A 20,467-nucleotide genomic window follows, 5' to 3' on the forward strand; every position below is an offset into this window, starting at 1 on the left:
ACGGCGTCGGCATCTCCAGCCCCCAACTGCCGGGGCTCGTCGCTGGAGTCGCAAGCTTTGACGACGCGACGCCCACCCATTTGCTCGGGCTGGCTCGTGACAGCGGAGCCTCGGTGGACGGTTTTGTGGTGTTCGTCGAACGTCTGGTCGAGGCTGACGGGCGGGTGATCGCCATTCGATGCCGTCAAGACTTTGCCATCAACGAGCGTGCACGGATCGCCGAGGCGCTCGAGCGTGAACTGGTGGCGAGCGCCGACGCTCGCAGCGGTTGGTTGCTCAACACGCTAGGCGACTCGGTGCTCATCGTCGCGCTCGGACGTGACCGCATCGGAGACCTCGCCCAGGCCGAACGTGAGGGAGAGCCGTTCGCCGTCGTCGTCGCGCGTGACACGTCGCTGATGGCGAGAGGGGTTCAATCGCCAGGGCCAGAGGACTCGGCCCTGACGGCCGACGAGTACGTGAGTCGATTGACTGGAGCCGCGAGTGGCGGCTCGTCAACACGCGAGGTTGTTCTCACCGGCTGACGATGTCTGCCCATCTGCACCGGGCGAGCCCTCGCGCACTGCCGCCGCGACGGGCGCTCGAGTGGACATTGTTCCCGCCCAATAGACAATGCAACCAGCCCTGCCGTGGTTCGCCGTGGCGTCCTGACGACCGGTGATAGCATCACCTATCAGGAGGTAGCGCAGTGTCGGAATCGCTTGTGGAACAGATGTTCGCTGACGCGCTCGAGGCCGAGCGACTACGCGTCGAGGCGCGCGCCAAGCTGGTGGGTGCGGTCAGGCGAGGTGCCGCCGCGGGCATGAGTCAGCGAGAGATCGCCCGCGCGGTCAACCGCAGCCAGCCTGAAGTGGCGCGTTTGCTGCGCTTCTTCCCTGCGAGTGAGCGGGGGAGTGCGCTCGCCAAGCGTCGGCGCGACGTCATCGACCTCGCGGCACGGCACGGCTTTCGCAATGTGCGCGTGTTCGGTTCCGTGGCGCGCGGTGAGGATGGTCCCGATTCAGACATCGATCTCTTGGTGACCCTGCCTGACGGCGCCTCACTGTTCGACATCGGCACCCTGGAGAGTGAACTCGCCGCCTTACTGGGGGCGCGCGTGGACCTTGTCCCGGACAGCGGCCTCCGTCCTCACTCGCGCGAAGAGATTCTCGCGGAGGCTGTGCCGCTGTGACCAAGGATCGTGACAACCTTGTCCTCGTGTCACAATCGCAATAGACTTACGTGACAGGATCGGCGCGATGACGGAGAACATGACGAGCAGAAGGATGACGACTATGGCGAGATCGATGACGACCCCCGCCGCAGCCATCCGCTCGGCGCGCCCGCGTTCGTTCGTGCGCCTTGAGACCCTTCCGGGCGCGGATGCGGCTCGTCGCAAGGCCGCCTCGCGGGCGGTGGCGGAAGGCGAGTTGATCAAGGTGCGCCACGGGCTCTACTACCGAGGTGCCAAGACTCGCTACGGAATGACGCGTCCGTCGGCCGTGGAGGTGGCGTTCGAAGCCCTGGGGCGCAAGGGCGTGGGGCCTGCTGGATTCTCGGCCGCGCGTGAATGGTCCCTGACCACTCAACTCCCGCCGGCGCTTCACCTTGCGGCGTTGAAGCCAGCGAAGGACCTCCCGGGCGTCACGCTCACGATCCGCAGCAACCTCGATCGCGTCGACCTCACGTTCAAGGAGGTCGCGCTCGTTGAGTTGCTGCGCGACCCCGAGGTGTACGTCGAGACTGGCTGGCCGGCACTTGTGGAATTGGTGGCGATCGCCGAGTCCGCCCACGCCATCCGCATCGGCAAGGTGCTTGCCGTTGCCGCGAGCGAGCGAGACGTGGCCACGCGTGCCAACGCCGCCCGTCTACGCGCGGACCTCGCCGCGCGCTCCCACGCCGGGCACGCGGCAGCATGACTGGTCGCCTGCGAGACGATCCCGATGCGCTCAACGCGCTGGTCTCGCGTGCAGCGCAGCATCAGGGTGTCAATCCCGCATACGTGGAGAAAGACTTCTGGGTGACCGAGGTACTGCGCGTCGCCTCGCGCCCACGCGTCATCGCAGGGTCCGACCTCTCGGCGGAGTTCATCTTCAAGGGCGGTACGAGTCTCAGTCGCGTTTTCGGACTCATCGACCGATTCTCGGAGGACATCGACCTCCTCGTCGCCTTCCCGTCCGGCCCAGGTTTGGGCTCCAGGCACGCGGTACTGAAGCAGATTGACGCCGAGGTCGCCGCGCACCTGGGCGTGCCCGGCGGCGTCGGCGCGTCCACCACCGGTGTCAAGCGAGACACCACGTATGTCTATCCGCCATCGTTCCCCGGAGGTGGGCTTAGGGAAGGCGTACTTCTCGAGATGGGTAGCCGCGGCGGCACCCATCCCGCTTCGCTACACCCGTTGAGGTCCATGGTCGCCATCTATGCCGGCGAGGTTCTGGGCGAGGGCGATTCCGCGTGGGAGGAGTTCGCGCCCTTTGACGTGAACGTCCTGGCGCCGGAACGTACCCTGCTCGAAAAGCTCGCCGCCGTACATGCGGCCGCGTCCGCAGGCGACGCGCACGCATTGGTCAAGGCGGGCCGCCACTTCTACGACATCGCCCAATTGCTTTCATCGCCCACGGTGACCGATGCGCTCGACGCGCTCGGTCCTCATGGCGTGCGCGAGCTTGCCGCCGACGTTGACCGCCACAGCGAGAGCGCCGGGTTTGCGTGGAGCGCGAGGCCCGACGGCGGCTTTGCGGACAGCCCGGCATTCGACGCGCGTGCGCCAGGCCACGCCGACGTTGTTCGCGGCTATGAGGCGGCGCTCGGCCTCGTCTACGGAGACAAGCCTCCCTTCTCCTTCGTTCTGGAGACAGTGAACGCCCACAGGAAGCACCTCTAGGTAGACCGGCCAGACCGGCCGGGCTAGAGCTCGCACCACCACAACAGCGCGCGGTCGCCGGTGGTCCGGTCGCGCATGGTGAACCCGTGCCGTGCGTAGAACCTCATGGCGTCCACGTCGGGCTCGTCCACCTGGACCTCGAGTTGACCCCACCCTTCGCCCTGCGCGATCACCAGTAGCCGGTCGATGAGGGCGGCGCCGATGCCCTCGTTGCGACGCGCCGGTGTCACGTACAGGTCCTCGAGAAGCGCCACGCGGCCCTCGAAGTAGATGGACGGGCGAAGAGACACGGTCGCGAAGCCCACTGCGGGCGCGCCTGCGAGCAGCGCGAGAAGGTCGCGTCCGCCAAGCATGGCGCGAAAGCGGTCCTCTAGGACGCTGAGGGGAGGGGCCGCGGCCTCGCTCATGCGGCCAGGGTAGCTATCGACGGGAAGCTGTGCCTGCTCTTGGGCGCGTGGGGGAGAGTCGACGGCCCTCACCCGCTACGCCTCGCGCACTGCGCCCCGTAGCATCGTCCCGTGCCTAGCCTGCCCAGCGCCGTGCTCGTCGACCTCGACGGCACGCTCGCGCTCATCACCGACCGCAACCCGTACTCTCACCACGGTGTGCTCAAGGACAAGCCCAACGGCCCGGTGATCGAGGTCGCCCGCGCCCTCGCGTCGGCCGGGCACAGGCTGGTGATCGTGTCGGGTCGCAGTGAACTCGCTCGCGAAGACACCGAGCTGTGGCTCGCGCGCCACCTGGGCGTGCCATTCGACGGACCGTTCATGCGCGTCGAGGGTGATGACAGAAAGGACGCGGTCATCAAGCGCGAGCTTTACGCCACCCATATCGAGCCGTTCTACCAGGTGCTTTGCGTGCTTGACGATCGCGATCAGGTGGTGTGGATGTGGCGTGCGCTGGGCCTGACCTGTCTGCAAGTGGCGCCGGGAGACTTCTGAAGCGGCGCGTAGAACCCTCGCCACGAGCGTCGGGCGTCGATCCCCTCATCCGCTGTTCTGCGTGGCGAGCCACATTGACCGCACGCCACGAGGCAGGCCATTCTTTCGCCATGGGGGAGTCGGCGAGCAGAGCGAATGAAATGGCGGTGCTCCGCTCCCTCGCAGCGATTCGCGTCTCCCAGGTGGTGCTGTTCATCCCCGTGATGTTCTCCGGAGCACCGGCGTCCTATAGCCAACCCGGTGCGGTCATCGGCCTCTACGCGCTCGTGGCGCTCTGGGTGGTCGCGATAGTCGTGGTGGTGTTGAGGCGGGCGGTCTACAGCGCCCGCGTGGCGTTGGCGGACGTCGCAGTTATCGCCGCTGCCACCTGGGCGGTCGGGATGCTCAGCGCTCCTGGGCATGCGCAGGGCTGGACCAATTGGGCCGTGGCGCCGATGATCGGCGCGGGCATGATGGTGGCTTCGTTCCGCAGCCGCGCGCAGACGTGGTTTTCGATCGCGATGCTGGCCTGCGCATACGGGAGCAGCGTGTGGTCCGATGTGGGCCAGCCCGACGGCCTGGCCACGCTGGTAGGCAACCTCGGCAGCCTCGTGGTCTTCGCGTTCGTGGCAAGACTCGTGACACGGATGCTTCGCGAGACGGCAGCGCGGACGGATGAGCTCGCCCACGAGGCCTCGATGGCCCGACAGGTCGAGGCCGCCACCAAGGCCCGGCTTGAGGAGCGAACCACCCAGTACCGCATTCTTCACGACACCGTGCTGTCCACCTTGAGCCTGATAGCGCGCGGTGGACTCGACCACCGCACCACTGAAGTCCAAGAGCGATGCGCGTCGGAGGCGGACTTTTTGCGCGGGATGGTCAATGGCAGCAGGGACCTCATGCCCACCAGTTTGGGTACTGCATTGGCCACGGTGGGTCACGAACCGGCAGCCTTCGGCCTCCGCGTGCACCAGCAGTTCGACAACCTGCCCGAGGGTCTTCCGGATTCCATCGTGGAAACGCTCAAGAACGTCGCGAGAGAAGGGCTCAACAACGTGGCGAAGCACGCCAAGGTTTCTGAAGCGTGGCTGAGCGCCACCGGCGACGACGACGGCGTCGTCACCTTGACGATCGCCGACAGTGGCGTCGGATTTGATCCCGCCACGGTCACCGCCGGAATAGGGATCACCGAGTCCCTGCGCGGTCGTGTCGATGACATTGGCGGACGCATTTCCATCGATAGCGCGCCAGGTGCAGGCACCACGGTAGAAGTGGTGTGGGCTCCGTGATCGCCGTGGGGGCCATCGACGACGACGCCATGCTGCTCGAGGGTCTCGGCGCTTGGATGGGGCGGGACTCTACGCTGTCGCTCGTCGCCACGGCACGTGATGTCAACGAGTTCCTCGCGTTGGCACCCGAGGTAGACGTGGTGATTCTCGATCTCAACCTTCGTGACGGCACTTCGGTGTCGACCAACGTGAAGCGACTGATTGCCGCCGGCCACAAGGTGCTCGTGGTCTCGACGGTTCCCGACAAGGAGTACGTGATCGAAGCACTCGAGGCTGGTGCTGCGGGGTATATCACCAAGGACAGGGACCTCGACACCCTCGCTCGCAGTCTGCAGGACGTGGCCGACGGCACGGGTACGGTCACGCCTCAGATGGCGTTCCTCCTGAGCGCTGACCGCCGCTTGCGGCGTCCCCAACTGTCGCCCCGCGAGCGTGACGTGCTGTGGCACTATGGCCGCGGCATGACGCTGGATTCGGTGGCGAGGAAGCTCGGTATTCGGCCCGGTACTGCTCGCGAGTACCTGGCGCGAGTGAAGCAGAAGTACCAAGAGGTCGATCGGCCCGCTTACACCAAGAGCGACCTCGCAGAGAGAATGCGGGAAGACCGGATGGAACTCAACGGGCTTGAGTAGGCCGAGCGACCTACTTTGGGGGGTCTTCCTTGAGCCTCTTGAGATAGGCGTCGCCGCGTTCGCGCGTCTCTTGCTCTTGCAGTTTCTTGGCGCGCCAGGCGAAGAACCCACCCACGGCGAGCATGAGAACGAGCAGCCACACCATGTTGTAGGGCACACCCACGGCCAGCCAGATCATCGCCCCAAGCAGGAAAGGTGCCCCGATGAAGGCGTAGCGATTCGCGAGACTCGGACCCGCGTTCATTTGTTCACCCCGGCGGGAGCAAGCTCGACAACCCTCACGGTGGCGGCGGGATCTACAGTCTTGATCGCCTTGGCGTACAGCTCCATGAAGTTCTTGTACGGCTTGTACCCCAACAACTCCTTGGGGCCGATCGGGATGAAGTAGAGCAACGTGGCCTGGTTCGTACGGAACTCGAGGATCTCGGAGGTAACCTGACTGACCCCGTTGGACTCGCTGGCCAACACGGCAAAGTGCATCAACTTGACCTTTGCCCAACTCCGAACTAAGACAGAAAGCCCGCCATCGAGCGTCTCGTCGACTTGGGCCTCCTTGATCTCGCCGATGACATCCCGTGCAAGCTTGAGGAGCGCTTCTGGCTGGAGTGTCTTGGATGACGCCGTCACGTGGGCGTGTTGATACTTGTGCTTTGCGGCCATGAGAGCCTCCTTTGTTGAGTGCCGGACGGGTGGATCACGCCAGCGCGGTTTCGGTGGGGAATCGCGACATTCCGCTCAGTGCGCGTTCGAGATCAACTGGTCCTGGTTGGCGTTGGCTACGCCGGAAACGATGTTGCAGTAGGACAGCACCTCGCCTGTGGCGATGGCCATATTGAAGGCACCGTCGTCGTAGCCTGCGCTTCGCAGACTCGCCGCCAGTGCGTCCTCTTGATCTGAGGAGAGTGGGGCGAAGAAGCCCGTATCCGGACTCATGCGGGCGTACTCAGAGCAGGTCGGGACCGAATCTGAGCTGCAGGCCGACAACGAGGCGACGAGTATGCCAGTGAGGGCAAGTCCCGCGATGCGGAACGGGAGGCGCTGTGTCGCGTGAGCGACTCCTGATGTGCCATGGAGCATGGGATTCCCCCCGAATCAGTGAGCGAGAGTTCTGCTTAGTGGTGCAGAAACATCCCATCGCAGCGAGCTGGCAAGCGACAGTCCCCTAAACGACCGACGCGCGCGCGGGCTCAGTGCACTCCCAGGCCACCACTACTCGCCAGCAAACGCGAACGTCACGTCCGCCTCTGGATCGACGCTGAGCACCAGGGACCTGTAGAACGATTCGGCCTGTTCCTCGAGTAGATCCGCGTTCCGTTGCAGGTACTCGGCCTGGGCGTCCTCGTCCAGCACATCATTGACAATGTCGAGCGGGTCGATGTCGGCCGTGACCCAACTGAGCACGCCGTTGTTCTCTGCCGCCAGGGCGAATTTGACCTCGTCATGTCCGATGAAGATGAACTCGGGCAGTTCAATCTCGAAGCTGTGCTCGTCGGTTTGAGTGACGGTCACGTCCTCGCCGTTGAGGCCCAACTTTGCGTCGAACGAGTAGCGGATGAACGAGATTCTCTCGCTCCACGGCACATCGACGCCGAACAGCTCACTCTTGTTGCGATTCTCCGTGATCCCCTCGATGGCCAAGCTGACCAGTGCGACTTGCTCGATGCGGGTGACCGCGTTGATTACTTGGGTGTCCTGCTGCGTGGAATCCGAGCCAAATGGCGTGAGTTGGGGGAAGGCGTTCGCGGCCCATAGAGCGACGGACGCGCCCACCAGGAGGCTCAGCACCACCAAGGAAATCCGACCAAGAACGCTCACGGCGGCTCCTTCCGTCACCACGTCCACCAAGCGGCGGGACGCACTACAACGCTACCTCGCCCGGCCCGCGCCGACCCCCGCTCGTCGTTCTACACGTCGCACTACCCCACAGCGGTACAGTCGTGTTACGGCGCCAATCCCGCCTGGACTCGCGTCGTCGCGCCGTCCCGTGATGGATCAACTGCCGGTCGAAGGTCTCCCATGTTCCGAGTCGAGGATCCTCCCGATGGGCGTCCGATGCCCTCGTCCGGCTCCCTGTGCGCGGCGTTTGTTGACGATCTGGGCGTTGATGGCGCGTCCATCTCGGTGGTGAGCTACGGCGGTAGGCAGTCGACCGTCTGCTCGAGTGACACCACGATGGCACGCGCCGAGGCCTTGCAGTTCGAACTGGGGGAGGGCCCGCACTGGGACGCCCTGTCGTCCAGGGCTCCTGTCATTGCCACGGATCTGAACGCTGCAACGGAGCACCGCTGGCCCATGCTGGTCGACGGCATCCGTGGGTTGGGAATTCAATCGATCTTCGCCTTCCCGATGCTCATGGGTGCCGCACTGGTGGGTGTGGTTGACCTCTATTCGCTGACGCCTCGCAGCGTGGACAACGAGTTCATCGCGAAGGCGTCCTTGCACGCGGGCCGAGTGGCAATGGGCGCGGTGCAGCGGGCGTTGCACTCTGCCACGGATTCCGAGTCAGAAGAGTCACCCATGGCGCCAGCCCTACGGCGGGAAGTCCACCAGGCAACTGGCATGATCATCGCACAATTGAATATCTCCGCTACCGCCGCGTTCGCGCGTCTTCAGGGACACGCGTTTGTCACCAGCCAGCCCATCGATGACATCGCCCATGAGGTTGTGACGGGACGACTCGACTTTGCCAACTTGCCTGACGACCACTACACCCCAGAAGGAGGTTGATCATGGACGGTGCACTACGTGAGACACGCATAAGCGCCGCATTTGTCGCCGTAGCCGACACCTTGGTGACGGATTTTGACGCGGTGGATCTGCTCCACACGCTCGTCAGGGACTGTGTGGAGGTTCTCGAGATGAAGGCCGGTGGGCTCATGCTTGCCGACAGCGCTGGCGAACTTCAACTCATGACCTCCACCAGTGAGGCTGCGGAGTTTGTTGAGGTCATGCAACTCGCTGCTGACTCCGGCCCTTGCGTCGAATGCTTCACGCGCGGTGCTGCGGTCTCTGTGAGCAACATCGAAGAAGAGGAGTCCCGCTGGCCAGATTTCACTCGGGTAGCGCTGGCGCAGGGCATTCGCTCGGCGCTGGCCACGCCTATGAAGCTACGCGGCAAGGTCATCGGCACCATGAACCTGTTTGGCGGGGAGCCGGGACACGTCAATCCAAGAGATGCAGCCGTCGCCCAGGCCCTGGCCGATGTGGCCACGATTGGCCTCCTTCAGGAGCGCGTGATCCGCGAGGGTCACCTCATTGAAGAGCAGCTCCACAGGGCACTGGATAGCCGAGTCATGATCGAGCAAGCGAAGGGAGTGATCGCCAGTTCTCTCGAGATGTCCATGGACGATGCCTTCGCGCTGCTGAGGAAGTACTCGCGTGACCGGAACCTCACGATTCGTGCAGTAGCGGAGAGCGTGGTCAGCCGGGAACTCAAGGCACAAGACGTTGCCGTAGTGGCGGGCCGCACTTCCCCCAGGTAGACACCGGGAAACAGTGCTACAGTCGAACTGGTTGCTCCAGACCTCGGTGACCGGCCATTTTGGCGTGGAATCGAGGAGCATCATGAGCGAATCAAGCGCTGGAAACTTCCCCTTGAGTACAGCCGGGCCTGAACGCACTGTCGCGTACCGGCCCCTGGAGTCCCGCCGCATTCGACGCGCACGGCTTGAGGCCGCCGAAGTGGCCATGGAGCTCGGTCGCACCAACCCACCGTTTGGACCCTCCGCCAAGAACTCCGATATCTTCGGCGTCGTCTTCTCAGATGCGCACGACGCAGCTGCCAACGGGCTCGGTCAGGAGTGACCGCAGGCCCTGCCCCCTCAGGGACCTAGACGTGGCCCCCTGGAAACGCACACCACTTTCCCCAACTTTTGACCGTACCGGACCCGTGTGGGGCCACTACAGATTGGATTCACCATGATTCTGTTAGGCGTGATTCTGTTCGTCATCGGGCTGCTTGCCTCGATTTCGATCCTTCAAACGATCGGCATCATTCTCGTCGTGGTCGGCATCATTCTTGCCATTCTCGGCGCAGCTGGCCGCGGCATTGGTGGCCGCCGCCACTACTGGTAATCGTTGCGGCGCACCTCCGCTGGCGGCGGTGCGTGACCGTACCAAACACCCTCTGACTTTTCTCCGCAACACCCGTAGGCCCTGGCATCAACCCCCCATGATGCCGGGGCCTTCGGGCGTCTGGTGGGCTACCACAACACCCCACGGCACGTCCCGACGCGTCAGCCAGAGGCCCCCGCAATGCCGCTTGCATGCTCCTGCAGCCGGGGACGAGAATGGTATGGCACGCCAACGTCGGCTCCCCGACGTCGGCCGCCTTGTACTGGAGCGACACGATGCAAAGACCTGACCTGGCCCGAGTTCTCGCGTTGGCGGCCGCCAGCGCCCTGCTGATGGCCGGCTGCACCACCGACCCTCTACCGACCGTCACCGCGACCGTCTCCACGCCGCCTGCGACGCCGGAGGTCACCACGCCTTCGCCGACGCCGACGCCCTCGCCGCCAGCCTCGGAGGAGCCGCTGCCAGACGCGGACCCACCAGCCGACGCGGCCCCCTTCCCGGCGGATCGTGAGCCCGATACCGCCAACGCCAGTTCCGACGCATTCCTCAGCCCCGTCAACCTGCGCTTTGGGGTTCACGACGGCTACGACCGGATTGTTCTTGACCTGGTCGGAGAGGGCACGCCCGGGTGGCTCGGAGAGTACGTCGAGGACCCCACGCAGCAGGCCGCGGGCGAGCCCGTCTACCTGCTGGGCGACGACTATCTGCTGATCTTGGTGAAGGGAGTGGTGTATCCGACGGAAGACGGCGCACAGCCCTTCGTAGGCGCCCGTAGCTTTGCCCCCGAGACCGGCGGCGTGGTCAAGGACGTGCGCTACGGATCGGTGTTTGAGGGCCAAGCGGAGATCTGGGTGGGCCTGAGCTCCGACGAGCCGTTCCGGGTGTTCAGCCTGGAGGACCCAACCCGCGTGGTGATCGACATACAGCACCCCTGACGGCTCTGCTGACTATCGCACCATGGCCCCGCGTGCCAGGATCGATGCATGAGTACATCCGGAAACATCGTCCACGTCGTCCTGACCGAGTGGCGCGCCGATGCGCCAGCCGAGGCGCTCGCGCAGATGCGGGAGCTTGCGCGGCGCTTCCCAGCCGAGATTCCCGGCGTCGTGAGCGTGGTCGAGGGGGCAAGCGTCAGCACGGAGGGGCTCGAGGCCGGATACGACTGGGCCCTGGTGGTGACCTTCGAAAGCGCGGCCGCTCGCGACGGCTACCTCCCTCACCCCGCGCACAAACCGGTGGCGGCAGTGATCGGGGAGTGGGCCGAGCGCTTGGTGGTCTTCGACCTGGACGCGTGATGTTGAGAAGGCCTCGAGGGGCGCAGGGCGCGTCGTCGATCGTCATGGCAGTCGTCACGACGCTGATAGTCGTCGGTTGCACGTCGACCACCACGGATGGCGCGGTAACGCCGCCGCCCGACGTCAACACGGTGTTCCAGTTTGAGTCAGAACAGTTGGCTGACAACGACTTGGGCGTCTCGCCTCGGATCACGGTCGGTGTGTTGGTGCCGAACGCCTACTTCTCGTCTGACGATCGGTTTCCCGTGCTGTACTTTCTCCCCGGCTACACCGCATACGACACTGCCGCCGACATGCCAGACGTCCTCGGTGAGGCACTCAACGCAACGGAGCCCATGATCGTCGTGACCGTCACGGGCGCGAACGAACTCGGGGGCGGCTGGTACACCGACTCGACCGCGACCGGCAACTGGGAGCAGGCGCTGGTCACGGAGATCGTCCCGTACATCGACGACCACTATCGAACGATCGAGTCGCCTGCGGCGCGCGGTCTCGCCGGCCACTCGATGGGTGGCTACGGTGCGCTCACCATCGGAATGAAGCACGCCGACGTGTTTGGCTCGGTCTTCGCGATGTCGCCGGCGGTGGCGGGGGCGCGCGGCATCGGCGCTCCGGAACTCTTTGGGTCGGAGTCGGGTGCGTGGCGAGTGCTTTCGGCGTTGGAGGCTCTGGACGGGCTGGAGGGCGAGGCACTGCTCGACGCCATGTCGTCGTCTGGGGCGAGCTACGAGTTCTCGTACGGCACGGCTTTCGCTCCCTCGCCAGAGCCGCCCTACTTCAGATATCCGTATGCCAAGGTCGACGGCGGCGTGGTGCGCGACGACGCCGTGTGGGCACTGTGGCAGGCGGGATTTGGGGAGGTCGACGCCGAGATTGCCCAGCACCGCGAGGCGCTGGCGTCCCTCGAGGCGCTGGGCCTCGATTGCGGGAGGAACGACGAGTATCAGTGGATTTTCGAGGGCTGCGACTTTGTCGATGCGGAACTCACCGCACAGGGCGTGCCGCACGTCTACACGGTGCACAACGGCACTCACACCAACCGCTTCGCGCAAAGAATGACGGATGTGATGCTGCCGTTCTTCGCGGAGGTGTTCGGGAAGCACGAGGAACCCTAGTCCTCCCCGCCCGCCCGCCACCGCCGGATTGCGCGCGGTGTGGTCCCGACCCCGCCGAAGTGCGGAGCGCGGACGACCGTCGGCGAAGCGAAGGTAGGGTAGAAGCGAAACCTCTGCCGCACCGCCGGCCGTATTCGAGAGCCGCGACACGGGAGATGAAGTGACTGACGCATCACCCCGCCCCGCGCTGGGCGGCACGGCCGTCACCAAGGAGGCCGCGCGTCGGCGCAGTATTGCCGTGATCTCTCACCCTGACGCCGGAAAGTCGACCCTCACAGAGGCGCTCGCCCTCCACGCTCACGCGATCGACCGCGCCGGGGCCGTGCACGGCAAGGGCGGGCGCGCCGGCACCGTGTCCGACTGGCTGGAGGTGGAACGCAAGCGCGGCATCTCCATCACGTCGGCCGCTCTGCAGTTCGCTTACGGCAACCACATCATCAACCTGCTCGACACGCCGGGCCACGCGGACTTCTCTGAAGACACCTACCGCGTGCTCACCGCGGTGGACTGCGCGATCATGCTGCTGGACTCGGCGAAGGGGCTCGAGCCGCAGACGCTCAAACTGTTCGACGTCTGCCGCAGGCGAGGGGTGCCGGTCATCACGTTCGTCAACAAGTGGGACAGGCCCGGCCGCGCCGTCTTGGACCTGTGCGACGAACTGGAGCAGCGCATCGGGCTGCGCCCCACGCCCATCACCTGGCCCATCGGCGAGGCGGGCCGTTTTGAGGGGCTCCTGGACCGCAGCAACGCGAGCGCGCGCACGTATCGCAAGACGCCTGGCGGGGCGGATGTGGCGGAGGAGGACCTTCTCGCTCCAGCGGATGCCGCTGGGCAGTTGGGCGAGGTCTACGACGTCGCCTACGAAGAGGCCCACCTGCTCGAGCCGGTAGACCGCGAGTCATTCCTGCAAGGCAAGACCACGCCGATGCTGTTCGGGGCGGCGTTGGCCAACATCGGCGTGCGTCAGTTGCTCGACGCCGTGATCGCGTTGGCGCCGCCCCCGCGCGCCCGGCCGTCCGACACCGAGGAATCCCGGGAGGTCGACGAGCCCTTCAGCGGATTCGTGTTCAAGATTCAGGCAGGCATGGACCCCCAACACCGGGATCACCTGGCCTACGTGCGGGTCTGCTCGGGACGGTTCGAGCGCGGAATGGTCGTCACCCATGAGCGCACCGGGCGCCCGTTCGCGACCAAGTACGCGTTGTCGGTGTTTGGCCGCGAGCGCGACACCATGGAAGAGGCCTTCCCCGGCGACGTCGTCGGCCTGGTGAACGCCAGCAACCTCACCGTCGGCGACACCATCTTTGATCCAGGGGGCGCGAGCGTGCGTTTCCCCGCCATGCCTGCCTTCGCGCCAGAGCACTTTGCGGTGGCATCCGTGCGAGACCCTGGGCGGTCCAAGCAGTTCCGTAAGGCCATCGCGCAACTCGAGCAAGAGGGGGTAGTGCAGGTGCTCATCTCCGAGAGCCGTGGCGACGCCAACCCGATCCTCGCCGCCGTCGGGCCGCTTCAGTTTGAGGTCGCAGAGTTCCGCATGGAGCACGAGTTTTCCGCGCCGATCCGCCTCGATCGTCTCGGGTTTTCGCTTGCGAGGATGGTGCAGCCCGCCGATCTTGCGACGGTGGGCTCCGCCTCTGGAATCGAGATCGCTCGCCGACGCGACGGCGCCTGGCTCGCGCTCTTGCGCGACATCTGGCACCTGCGCTCCTTCGAGCGCGCCCACAAGGACATCGAACTCATTGCGCTCGACGCGAGCGACGACTAACCACCAGGAGCACCCCCTGTCTTTCCCCCGCAACCGCTGGTGGCGCGCGAACCGACGCCGCTGAGTGACGACGCTGTGCCGCCGATTCCGGTGGTTATCGGCGACTCGACACGCCCGGCCGTCCGTGGCGTCGGCGATGCGGAAGGGCTCGGCTAGCCGAGCGCCTAAGAAACGCGTGCACACCCACTTAGGTGCCCCCAGAGTGGGGGGCGCTGGCAAAGTACCTGGTAAAACGGCTGTTTTCGTGAGTTTCGCTCCGCAACTCACGCGCGTTTCCGGAATACGCTATCGAAAGTGATTTCGATGCGTTTCGCGCAGGACATCGTTACCGAAATTGCGACAAGATGAGTTACGGTCTCCATCCGGCGGCCGATAAGAAAGGGGACGACGGTTGTGCGAGAAGTCTCCGGATCGTCCTGACGCCCTCAGTGCGCCAGGTCCGGAAATGATCGCAGGCCGCGTCTCGATGCAAGAGGAGTTCTCATGGACAAGTGGAAGATCATCAAGGACAGCAAGGTCGCGCAGATTGGCGTCAGCGCGGGCACCCTCATCGCGGTTGCCGCGACCGTCGGCGCAGGATTTAAGTGGGGCTGGTAGAACCTACCCCGCGTAGGGGTGGCGGCAGAAACCCTTTGCCGCCACCCCTACGTCTCCCTGCCTACTTGGTGCTGGTGGCAGCGCTCGGTCTAGGCAGCTTTGCATTGGCAGGGTTCCTTACGCCGTGGGAAGCCGTCTTCAACGAGACTCACCTGTGGGCGATCCTCCTCTTGGCGTTTCTTGCCATTGCCGGTGAATTGAAGCCGATACGTCTACCCCAGGTCGACGCGGAGGGCAGAACCCTCTCGATTTCTACCCCGTTTGTGCTCGCGCTCATTGCCGTCGCTGGCGTCGGGGTCGCCATGGTGGTGCAGGCGATAGCGAGTATTGCGGACGACGTCCTGAACCGTCGCGAAATGAGCAAGTCGCTGTTCAACACGTCGCAATATGCGGTGAGCGTCCTGGTGGGGGCCGCGATCTACTCATTGTTGACTCAAACCCCGTTCTGGGGCGTAGCGACCGTCGTCGATGGAAGCCGCATCGGCCCGCTCTTGGTTGCTGGCCTCGGGATGATTGCCGCGAACTGGCTCATCGTGGCAGGCGTGATCTCGATCTCGGCTCGCCAGCCCTTGCGTGCGGTGCTCGGCGCCGACTTCCGGGACTTCCTGGTCACCAATATCGTCTTGCTCTGCGTCGGCGGAATCGCGGCGATCGTCGCGGACGACGGCGCCGTCGCGGTGGCGCTCGTTGGCGCGCCGGTGGTGGCCGCGCATCTGCTGTTGTCGGTGTCAGCTCGTCATGCACACGACGCCACACACGATTCGCTCACGGGCCTTGGCAACCGCGGCCAACTGCAGCGCGACCTTGCTCGTGCGTTTGACGCTTCCGAAGCTTCCAACCCGTCCGACACGGTCGGTCCCAGCCTCGTCCTGTTCGACCTCGACCACTTCAAGGACATCAACGACACCCTCGGCCACCCCGTCGGCGACCAGATTCTGCGCCACGTGGCGCGAAAACTGGAGGCCTCCGCACCGGAGAACGCCTCAGTACACAGGCTGGGTGGCGACGAGTTCGCGGTCGTCTATCGCGGCGGACTCGCTGGGGCACGCCAGATGGCGCGCGAGTTGCTCGCCTCGTTCGACAACGCAGTCCCGGTGGGTCAACTCGAACTCCTGGTGCGCGCGAGCGTCGGAGTCGCGGTCGCCCCAGAGCACGGCCGCAACGGCGAGACACTCATGAAGAACGCGGACATCGCGTTGTATCACGCCAAGCTAGAACGCGATCGCATCAGCACCTATTCGCCGGACCTCGACGTCAACACCGTCGAGCGCCTCCAACTCCTGGCAGACCTCCGTACCGCGCTCGACACACGGCAACTTCACATCGCCTATCAACCGCAGGTGGACCTCATCAACCACCGCATCGTGGGCGTCGAGGCCCTGGTCCGCTGGTACCACCCGCGCCTCGGACTCGTTGGCCCGGACGAGTTCATCCCCTTGGCGGAGAATTCCGGCCTGATCTTTCCCCTCACCGCGTTCGTGCTCGACACCGCGCTTGGTCAGCTCGCCTCGTGGCGCGCCTCGGGCCACGACCTACGCCTCGCGGTCAACCTCTCCGCGCGGCACCTGTCGGACCTCGCGCTGCCCGAGCAGATCACCGCCGCAGCCAAACTCCACGGGGTTCCCCTCAGCGCTCTGGTGCTCGAGGTGACGGAGACCGGCATTCTTTCCGACCCCGTCCGCGCGGATGTTGTCATTCGCACCTTGCGTAGCCGTGGCGTCGAGATCTCGATTGACGACTACGGCACCGGTAACGCATCGCTCAGCTACCTCAAGCGCCTCGAGATCGACGAACTCAAGATCGACCGCTCCTTTGTATGCGATATCGGTAGCGACGCCCACGACCTGATCATTGTGCGCTCCACGATCGAACTTGCGCTCGCGCTCGGGCTACGCGTGGTCGCCGAGGGAATTGAGGACGAGGCCACCACCGAGACCTTGCGCGCGATGGGCCGTGTCATCGGCCAGGGGTACTACTTCGGGTATCCGAACTCGGCTGAAGAGATGGGGGCGCGGCTACGCGCTGACCGAAGCATCGCGGCGTCCGGCAAGCCGGCGATCGGCTGAGCGTGCTCGTTCTGATCCTATGCGCGCTCGCGGTGGTGTCACCGCTGATCGCATGGCGCTGGCCAGCGGGCCTGCTGCTGCGTCGCTGGACATGGCCCGCGCTCATCTGGATTGCCCTTGCGCTGCAACTGGTGGCGCTCGAAGTCCCCATGCCTCACGTGCTGGCGTCCGCCCTTCACATCCTCACGTACGCGGTAGCGGTCGGGTTCCTGTGGCTGAATCGACGCGCGGCTGGCGTGTGGTTCGTCGCCGCGGGCGCCGCGCTGAACGGGATCGTGATCGCTCTGAACGGAGGCACGCTGCCCGCCAGTCGCGCGGCGAGCGAGGCAGCAGGGATCGACAGCGGGGACGAGTTCGCCAACTCGGCCGTGCTCGAGAACCCGGTGCTGCCGTGGCTGGGGGACGTCTTCGCCTGGCCGGAGCCGCTTCCGCTGGCCAACACCTTCAGCGTCGGCGACGTCTTGATCGTGCTCGGCGTCTGGGTCGCGGCGTGGAGCGGGACGCGCCGCATCGGCAAGCCACTCATACCGGCCGATGCCCCACACTCGCCGGAAGGGGACTCGAGCCGTCAGCAGGACCCGACCTGAACTGACACGTCATGTGTCGCGGTCGCGACATTGCCCGCAGCATCGCGCGCCTCGACTCTTACATGCACCACATCGTTGAGGAGTCCGAGCTCGACGACCGATAGCGGGGAGAGCGCTCCGGTCCATGTGCCGCCGCCCGCGTCGGTGAGGGCCATCGACGCGTCGAGTCCGCCGACGGCGGTGACTCGCAACCCGACGCTCGTGACCGCTACGTTGTCAGTGACCACTACCTCCACGGGAGCCGGGGCCCCACACCACAGGCTGTCGAGCAACCACGCTGTCAGTCCGCTCACGTTGACCCCGTCGATGATCGGCGCCACGGTGTCGGCCACCGGTCCTTCGGGCAGCAGGTCCGTCACGGTGTTGTTGATTCCCTCGACCACGTCTGGCACGGTGGCTTGCCCGGAGCCCTGTGTCGGCACCCCCTCGGGTGCCGCTTGCGGGGTCGGTGCGTGAGTGCCTGTGACCTCGTCACCTGGCGGATCCGCGAGTGCCGTCCGCGCGGTCGACCCGCCTGGCAGGTCGTCGTCGGTCGTCGGTTCGGCGACGGCCCGCACAATCGGCTCCTCGAGCGAGGTGGGCTCCGGAGTGGGTCCCGGAGAAGGATCCGGATCGAAGAGCCACCACACTCCGGCCGTGGCCGCCGCGGCGGCTGCCGTTCCGACCGCGAGCGCCGCCCATCCCGTGACGCCGAACCCGGCGATGCGAATGGTCCGCCTGGCTCGTGAGCCGAGATGCACCACCTCGGTCTGCGAGGCGGCGACCATCAATGGAGTTGCCGCGGGCGCGTCTGCGACGTCAGCGCCGCCTGCTTGGACCCGTTCAGTCAGTTCATCGAGCAGGGCGTCGCGGCGGGCAAGTTGCGTCGATTCCGCACGGGCCACCACCGCCCGCATCACGTCGTCGAGTTCGCTCATGAGGCCACCTCCGTCCCGAGGGCGCTCGCAAGCGCGTGGCGTCCGCGACTCAATTGCGTCTTGACCGTGCCAACCGACACTCCGAGGGTGTCGCCTATCTGGCTCACCGTGAGTCCCTCGAAGTAGTGCAACGCGAGAGTGACCCGCTGTCGCTCCGGCAGATGCTGCATGGCGTCGTGCACAGCGATGATGTCGACGGAGCGGTCCGACTCGTCATCCTCGCCGTCGGCGTAGTCCACTGCCCGCACATATGCGCGGTGTTGGGCGTCAGCACGACGCCACGACTGTTTCACGTAATTGATGGCCACCACCGTGATCCAGGCGGACAGGTTATCCGGCTCGCGGTCCTCGCTGAGCGTCTTCACGAGCGCGTCCTGGACGGCATCCTCGGCCCGTTCACGGTCACCCGTGGCGAAGGCCACTGCTCCGACGACTCGCGAATAGTCGGAGTCCAGGAAGGCGGCCACGCGATCCCGCGTGGCCGCCGTGGCGGTCATGTGTGCGTACCCTCCTGGGGACATGGGGTGCTCGCCACCACCATAAGCAGCCGGATGGCTAGTTGTCGCGGTCAATGAGTGCGGCCGCGTCGATGTCAATCAGCGGACTCGACGATCCGTGGTCATTGCCCACGGTGGCTCCGATGACACCGTCGAGAAGAGAGCCACCGCCGGCCACTCCTCCCACTTCGGTGACAGCGTCCAGGTCGATTAGTGCGCCTCCGCCAAGGTTGCCGACGGGGTCTGCGACGTCGAGGTCGACGTCCGCGTCGATCAGGGAGCCGCCCGAACCGGTGCCGGAACCTGACCCGGAACCAGAGCCGTCGCCGGAACCAGAGCCGTCGCCGGAACCTGACCCGTCACCGGAACCAGAGCCGTCGCCGGAACCAGAGCCGTCGCCGGAACCAGAGCCGTCGCCGGAACCTGACCCGTCGCCGGACCCGTCCGCTGGGAGACACGTGGGCAGGTCGGTGGTCGAGGTCGCCGACGCACCGCCACCGATCGACACTGCGGCGCCTGCATCCAGTGCCGATCCGTCGTGACCGGCGGAGACGGCGGCATCGACCTCGACAAGATCATCTGACTCGGCCGCGGCGCTTCCGCCAATCGCCCAGGTGGCGATGACGGCCAGAAGTGCACCTACGGCCGCCGACGAGACGCCGACGGTGGTGATGCGGCGTTGCGGGTCGTTGGCGCGGGAAATGGGGGACATGGGGGACATGATCCTGCTCCTTTCGTGCATTGCTTCATTGCGGTTGCTACCTAGGAGTCACTCCACAATGAAGATGCGCGAAAGGTATGAATGGTTGACACGGATTTGTAGCGTTCCCACAAGCGGGGCCTCGTTACAACCGTTTGACCACGCGTGCCGGGTTGCCTGCGACCACCACGTCGGGCGGTACATCCTTGGTGACGACGGAGCCAGCGCCCACCACGGCGCGCGCGCCGATCGTCACGCCGGGGCACACCACCACGGAGCCGCCCAGCCAGGCGTCGTCCTCGATCGTGATGGGCAGCCCGATCTCCCAGCCCTCCCGACGCAGTTTCACGTCGAGTGAGTGGTTCGGTGTGTACAGACGCGTGCCGGGCCCAATCAGGACGTTGTTGCCGATGGTGATTCGCCCAGAACCGATCACCAACAAGTCGCTGTTGATGAACACGTTCGAGCCGATCGACATGCGCTCGCCGTATTCGACGGAGATGGGCGGCCGGATATCCAGGCCCGGTCCACAGGAGTCGATAGCGGCAGCGAAGGCGGCCGTCATCGCGTCTCGGTCCTCGAAGTATCTGGCGCTGACCTCGCGACACACCTCGAGCGTCTCGCGCTGCAGCTCCGGCAACTCCGGCCCAGCGCGGTACTTGAACCAATCGTCGTCGCGCAGCCTGTCCAGCGAGGTGCGGGACGGGTCGTCTTGCGGGCGTTCGTTCTTTCGCTCGCGCCAGGCGGCGTCGGTCATGGCAAGCCTTTCTCGTGGTCTCTGCCTCCATCCTCGCCTACGCGCCTAGCTGAGGCGAACGGCGCCGGTCCCGGAGGGCTAGCCCGAGCGTCGGCGTTCCCCACGCACCCTCGCGATGATCCACGCAATGAGCGCGGCGAACACGCCGAGGTGCGCCACCACTGCGACCGCAACCAGTAGCCACCAGGTCCCATTGTTGAGGCCCAGGTGTGTGCCGAGCAGCGCCAGCACCAGAAGCACCCCACCCACCACCAGCACGTGGTTCCTTATCGCCGTGCGCGTCATGTGTGCATCACTACCGCGAGCGCCCCGAGGGCCATTACTGCGATCGAGATCAGCACCGTGATCGTGATGCTCATCGCTCGCCTGGCGCGCTGTGTCCGTTCTGTCATG

Annotated in this window: 27 protein-coding genes; 17 read left to right on the forward strand and 10 right to left on the reverse strand. The window is 65.4% G+C overall.

Translation table 11 applies throughout. The features are described 5' to 3' along the window. From QZZ33_RS05300 to QZZ33_RS05315, 4 genes are all read left to right on the forward strand, one after another. Positions 1 to 524 (forward strand): hypothetical protein (locus tag QZZ33_RS05300; RefSeq protein WP_291378693.1); only part of this gene is annotated, 524 nt, incomplete at its 5' end. Between the two features lie 164 nt (positions 525 to 688). Continuing rightward, entirely contained in the window at positions 689 to 1,171 is a 483-nt protein-coding gene (locus QZZ33_RS05305; RefSeq protein WP_291378694.1) for a nucleotidyltransferase family protein, read from the forward strand. A 103-nt stretch (positions 1,172 to 1,274) separates the two neighbouring features. Next, positions 1,275 to 1,898, forward strand: a complete 624-nt coding sequence (locus QZZ33_RS05310) for a hypothetical protein (RefSeq protein WP_291378695.1) — start codon at positions 1,275 to 1,277, stop codon at positions 1,896 to 1,898. Then, the gene (locus QZZ33_RS05315) at positions 1,895 to 2,863 is read left to right on the forward strand and encodes a nucleotidyl transferase AbiEii/AbiGii toxin family protein (RefSeq protein ID WP_291378696.1); all 969 of its coding nucleotides are present in this window, start codon (positions 1,895 to 1,897) and stop codon (positions 2,861 to 2,863) included. The genes QZZ33_RS05310 and QZZ33_RS05315 overlap by 4 nt, the downstream gene beginning before the upstream one ends. Before the next feature lie 23 nt (positions 2,864 to 2,886). Here the strand turns inward: QZZ33_RS05315 and QZZ33_RS05320 are convergent, their stop codons facing one another. Then, positions 2,887 to 3,270, reverse strand: coding sequence for a GNAT family N-acetyltransferase (locus QZZ33_RS05320; RefSeq protein ID WP_291378697.1), 384 nt, complete (start codon positions 3,268 to 3,270; stop codon positions 2,887 to 2,889). A gap of 111 nt (positions 3,271 to 3,381) precedes the next feature. On the opposite strand from QZZ33_RS05320, the gene QZZ33_RS05325 reads away from it, so the two are divergent. From QZZ33_RS05325 to QZZ33_RS05335, 3 genes are all read left to right on the forward strand, one after another. After that, positions 3,382 to 3,804, forward strand: coding sequence for a polynucleotide kinase (locus QZZ33_RS05325; protein ID WP_291378698.1), 423 nt, complete (start codon positions 3,382 to 3,384; stop codon positions 3,802 to 3,804). A gap of 146 nt (positions 3,805 to 3,950) precedes the next feature. Next, positions 3,951 to 5,072: an ATP-binding protein gene (locus QZZ33_RS05330; protein ID WP_291378699.1), complete on the forward strand. Its 1,122-nt coding sequence runs from the start codon at positions 3,951 to 3,953 to the stop codon at positions 5,070 to 5,072. Beyond that, the gene (locus QZZ33_RS05335) at positions 5,069 to 5,704 is read left to right on the forward strand and encodes a response regulator transcription factor (RefSeq protein WP_291378700.1); all 636 of its coding nucleotides are present in this window, start codon (positions 5,069 to 5,071) and stop codon (positions 5,702 to 5,704) included. Before QZZ33_RS05330 ends, QZZ33_RS05335 begins: the two co-directional genes overlap by 4 nt. A gap of 10 nt (positions 5,705 to 5,714) precedes the next feature. Here the strand turns inward: QZZ33_RS05335 and QZZ33_RS05340 are convergent, their stop codons facing one another. The 4 genes from QZZ33_RS05340 to QZZ33_RS05355 all read right to left on the reverse strand — a co-directional run bounded on the left by QZZ33_RS05340 (position 5,715) and on the right by QZZ33_RS05355 (position 7,519). Then, the gene (locus QZZ33_RS05340) at positions 5,715 to 5,948 is read right to left on the reverse strand and encodes a hypothetical protein (protein ID WP_291378701.1); all 234 of its coding nucleotides are present in this window, start codon (positions 5,946 to 5,948) and stop codon (positions 5,715 to 5,717) included. Further along, positions 5,945 to 6,364: a hypothetical protein gene (locus QZZ33_RS05345; protein WP_291378702.1), complete on the reverse strand. Its 420-nt coding sequence runs from the start codon at positions 6,362 to 6,364 to the stop codon at positions 5,945 to 5,947. Before QZZ33_RS05345 ends, QZZ33_RS05340 begins: the two co-directional genes overlap by 4 nt. A gap of 75 nt (positions 6,365 to 6,439) precedes the next feature. Further along, positions 6,440 to 6,637, reverse strand: coding sequence for a hypothetical protein (locus QZZ33_RS05350; protein ID WP_291378703.1), 198 nt, complete (start codon positions 6,635 to 6,637; stop codon positions 6,440 to 6,442). A gap of 276 nt (positions 6,638 to 6,913) precedes the next feature. Continuing rightward, positions 6,914 to 7,519: a hypothetical protein gene (locus tag QZZ33_RS05355; protein WP_291378704.1), complete on the reverse strand. Its 606-nt coding sequence runs from the start codon at positions 7,517 to 7,519 to the stop codon at positions 6,914 to 6,916. Positions 7,520 to 7,720: 201 nt separating this feature from the next. Here QZZ33_RS05355 and QZZ33_RS05360 point away from each other — a divergent pair, with 201 nt between their 5' ends. The 10 genes from QZZ33_RS05360 (at position 7,721) to QZZ33_RS05405 (ending at position 17,203) form a co-directional block, all read left to right on the forward strand. Next, complete coding sequence (locus QZZ33_RS05360) at positions 7,721 to 8,431, forward strand: GAF and ANTAR domain-containing protein (protein WP_291378705.1); 711 nt, start codon at positions 7,721 to 7,723, stop codon at positions 8,429 to 8,431. Positions 8,432 to 8,433: 2 nt separating this feature from the next. After that, entirely contained in the window at positions 8,434 to 9,186 is a 753-nt protein-coding gene (locus QZZ33_RS05365) for a GAF and ANTAR domain-containing protein (RefSeq protein WP_291378706.1), read from the forward strand. Between the two features lie 82 nt (positions 9,187 to 9,268). Continuing rightward, positions 9,269 to 9,508, forward strand: coding sequence for a hypothetical protein (locus QZZ33_RS05370; protein ID WP_291378707.1), 240 nt, complete (start codon positions 9,269 to 9,271; stop codon positions 9,506 to 9,508). 114 nt (positions 9,509 to 9,622) lie between these two features. Then, a complete protein-coding gene (locus QZZ33_RS05375; protein ID WP_291378708.1) occupies positions 9,623 to 9,778 on the forward strand; it encodes a DUF6131 family protein in 156 nt (51 codons plus the stop codon). A 215-nt stretch (positions 9,779 to 9,993) separates the two neighbouring features. Beyond that, entirely contained in the window at positions 9,994 to 10,713 is a 720-nt protein-coding gene (locus tag QZZ33_RS05380) for a hypothetical protein (protein WP_291378709.1), read from the forward strand. A 48-nt stretch (positions 10,714 to 10,761) separates the two neighbouring features. After that, positions 10,762 to 11,073 carry a Dabb family protein gene (locus QZZ33_RS05385; RefSeq protein WP_291378710.1) on the forward strand — a complete coding sequence of 104 codons (312 nt, stop codon included), beginning with the start codon at positions 10,762 to 10,764 and terminating at the stop codon, positions 11,071 to 11,073. Between the two features lie 44 nt (positions 11,074 to 11,117). Then, entirely contained in the window at positions 11,118 to 12,188 is a 1,071-nt protein-coding gene (locus QZZ33_RS05390; protein WP_291378711.1) for an alpha/beta hydrolase-fold protein, read from the forward strand. Positions 12,189 to 12,348: 160 nt separating this feature from the next. After that, a complete protein-coding gene (locus QZZ33_RS05395) occupies positions 12,349 to 13,953 on the forward strand; it encodes a peptide chain release factor 3 (RefSeq protein ID WP_291378712.1) in 1,605 nt (534 codons plus the stop codon). Between the two features lie 701 nt (positions 13,954 to 14,654). After that, the gene (locus tag QZZ33_RS05400; RefSeq protein WP_291378714.1) at positions 14,655 to 16,616 is read left to right on the forward strand and encodes a bifunctional diguanylate cyclase/phosphodiesterase; all 1,962 of its coding nucleotides are present in this window, start codon (positions 14,655 to 14,657) and stop codon (positions 16,614 to 16,616) included. A gap of 2 nt (positions 16,617 to 16,618) precedes the next feature. After that, entirely contained in the window at positions 16,619 to 17,203 is a 585-nt protein-coding gene (locus tag QZZ33_RS05405; RefSeq protein ID WP_291378716.1) for a DUF5317 domain-containing protein, read from the forward strand. On the opposite strand, the gene QZZ33_RS05410 is transcribed toward QZZ33_RS05405, so the two are convergent. The 5 genes from QZZ33_RS05410 to QZZ33_RS05430 form a co-directional block, all read right to left on the reverse strand. Beyond that, positions 17,185 to 18,120 carry a hypothetical protein gene (locus QZZ33_RS05410; protein WP_291378718.1) on the reverse strand — a complete coding sequence of 312 codons (936 nt, stop codon included), beginning with the start codon at positions 18,118 to 18,120 and terminating at the stop codon, positions 17,185 to 17,187. The genes QZZ33_RS05405 and QZZ33_RS05410 overlap by 19 nt on opposite strands. Beyond that, positions 18,117 to 18,617 carry a sigma-70 family RNA polymerase sigma factor gene (locus QZZ33_RS05415; RefSeq protein WP_291378719.1) on the reverse strand — a complete coding sequence of 167 codons (501 nt, stop codon included), beginning with the start codon at positions 18,615 to 18,617 and terminating at the stop codon, positions 18,117 to 18,119. Before QZZ33_RS05415 ends, QZZ33_RS05410 begins: the two co-directional genes overlap by 4 nt. A gap of 58 nt (positions 18,618 to 18,675) precedes the next feature. Beyond that, positions 18,676 to 19,338 carry a hypothetical protein gene (locus QZZ33_RS05420; protein WP_291378721.1) on the reverse strand — a complete coding sequence of 221 codons (663 nt, stop codon included), beginning with the start codon at positions 19,336 to 19,338 and terminating at the stop codon, positions 18,676 to 18,678. A gap of 124 nt (positions 19,339 to 19,462) precedes the next feature. Further along, positions 19,463 to 20,074, reverse strand: a complete 612-nt coding sequence (locus QZZ33_RS05425) for a sugar O-acetyltransferase (protein ID WP_291378723.1) — start codon at positions 20,072 to 20,074, stop codon at positions 19,463 to 19,465. Positions 20,075 to 20,152: 78 nt separating this feature from the next. Further along, complete coding sequence (locus QZZ33_RS05430; RefSeq protein ID WP_291378725.1) at positions 20,153 to 20,359, reverse strand: hypothetical protein; 207 nt, start codon at positions 20,357 to 20,359, stop codon at positions 20,153 to 20,155. Positions 20,360 to 20,467: the final 108 nt, after the last annotated feature.

Origin of the sequence: Demequina sp. (assembly GCF_016278775.1) — a bacterium.
In the GTDB taxonomy this organism is placed as follows: domain Bacteria; phylum Actinomycetota; class Actinomycetes; order Actinomycetales; family Demequinaceae; genus Demequina.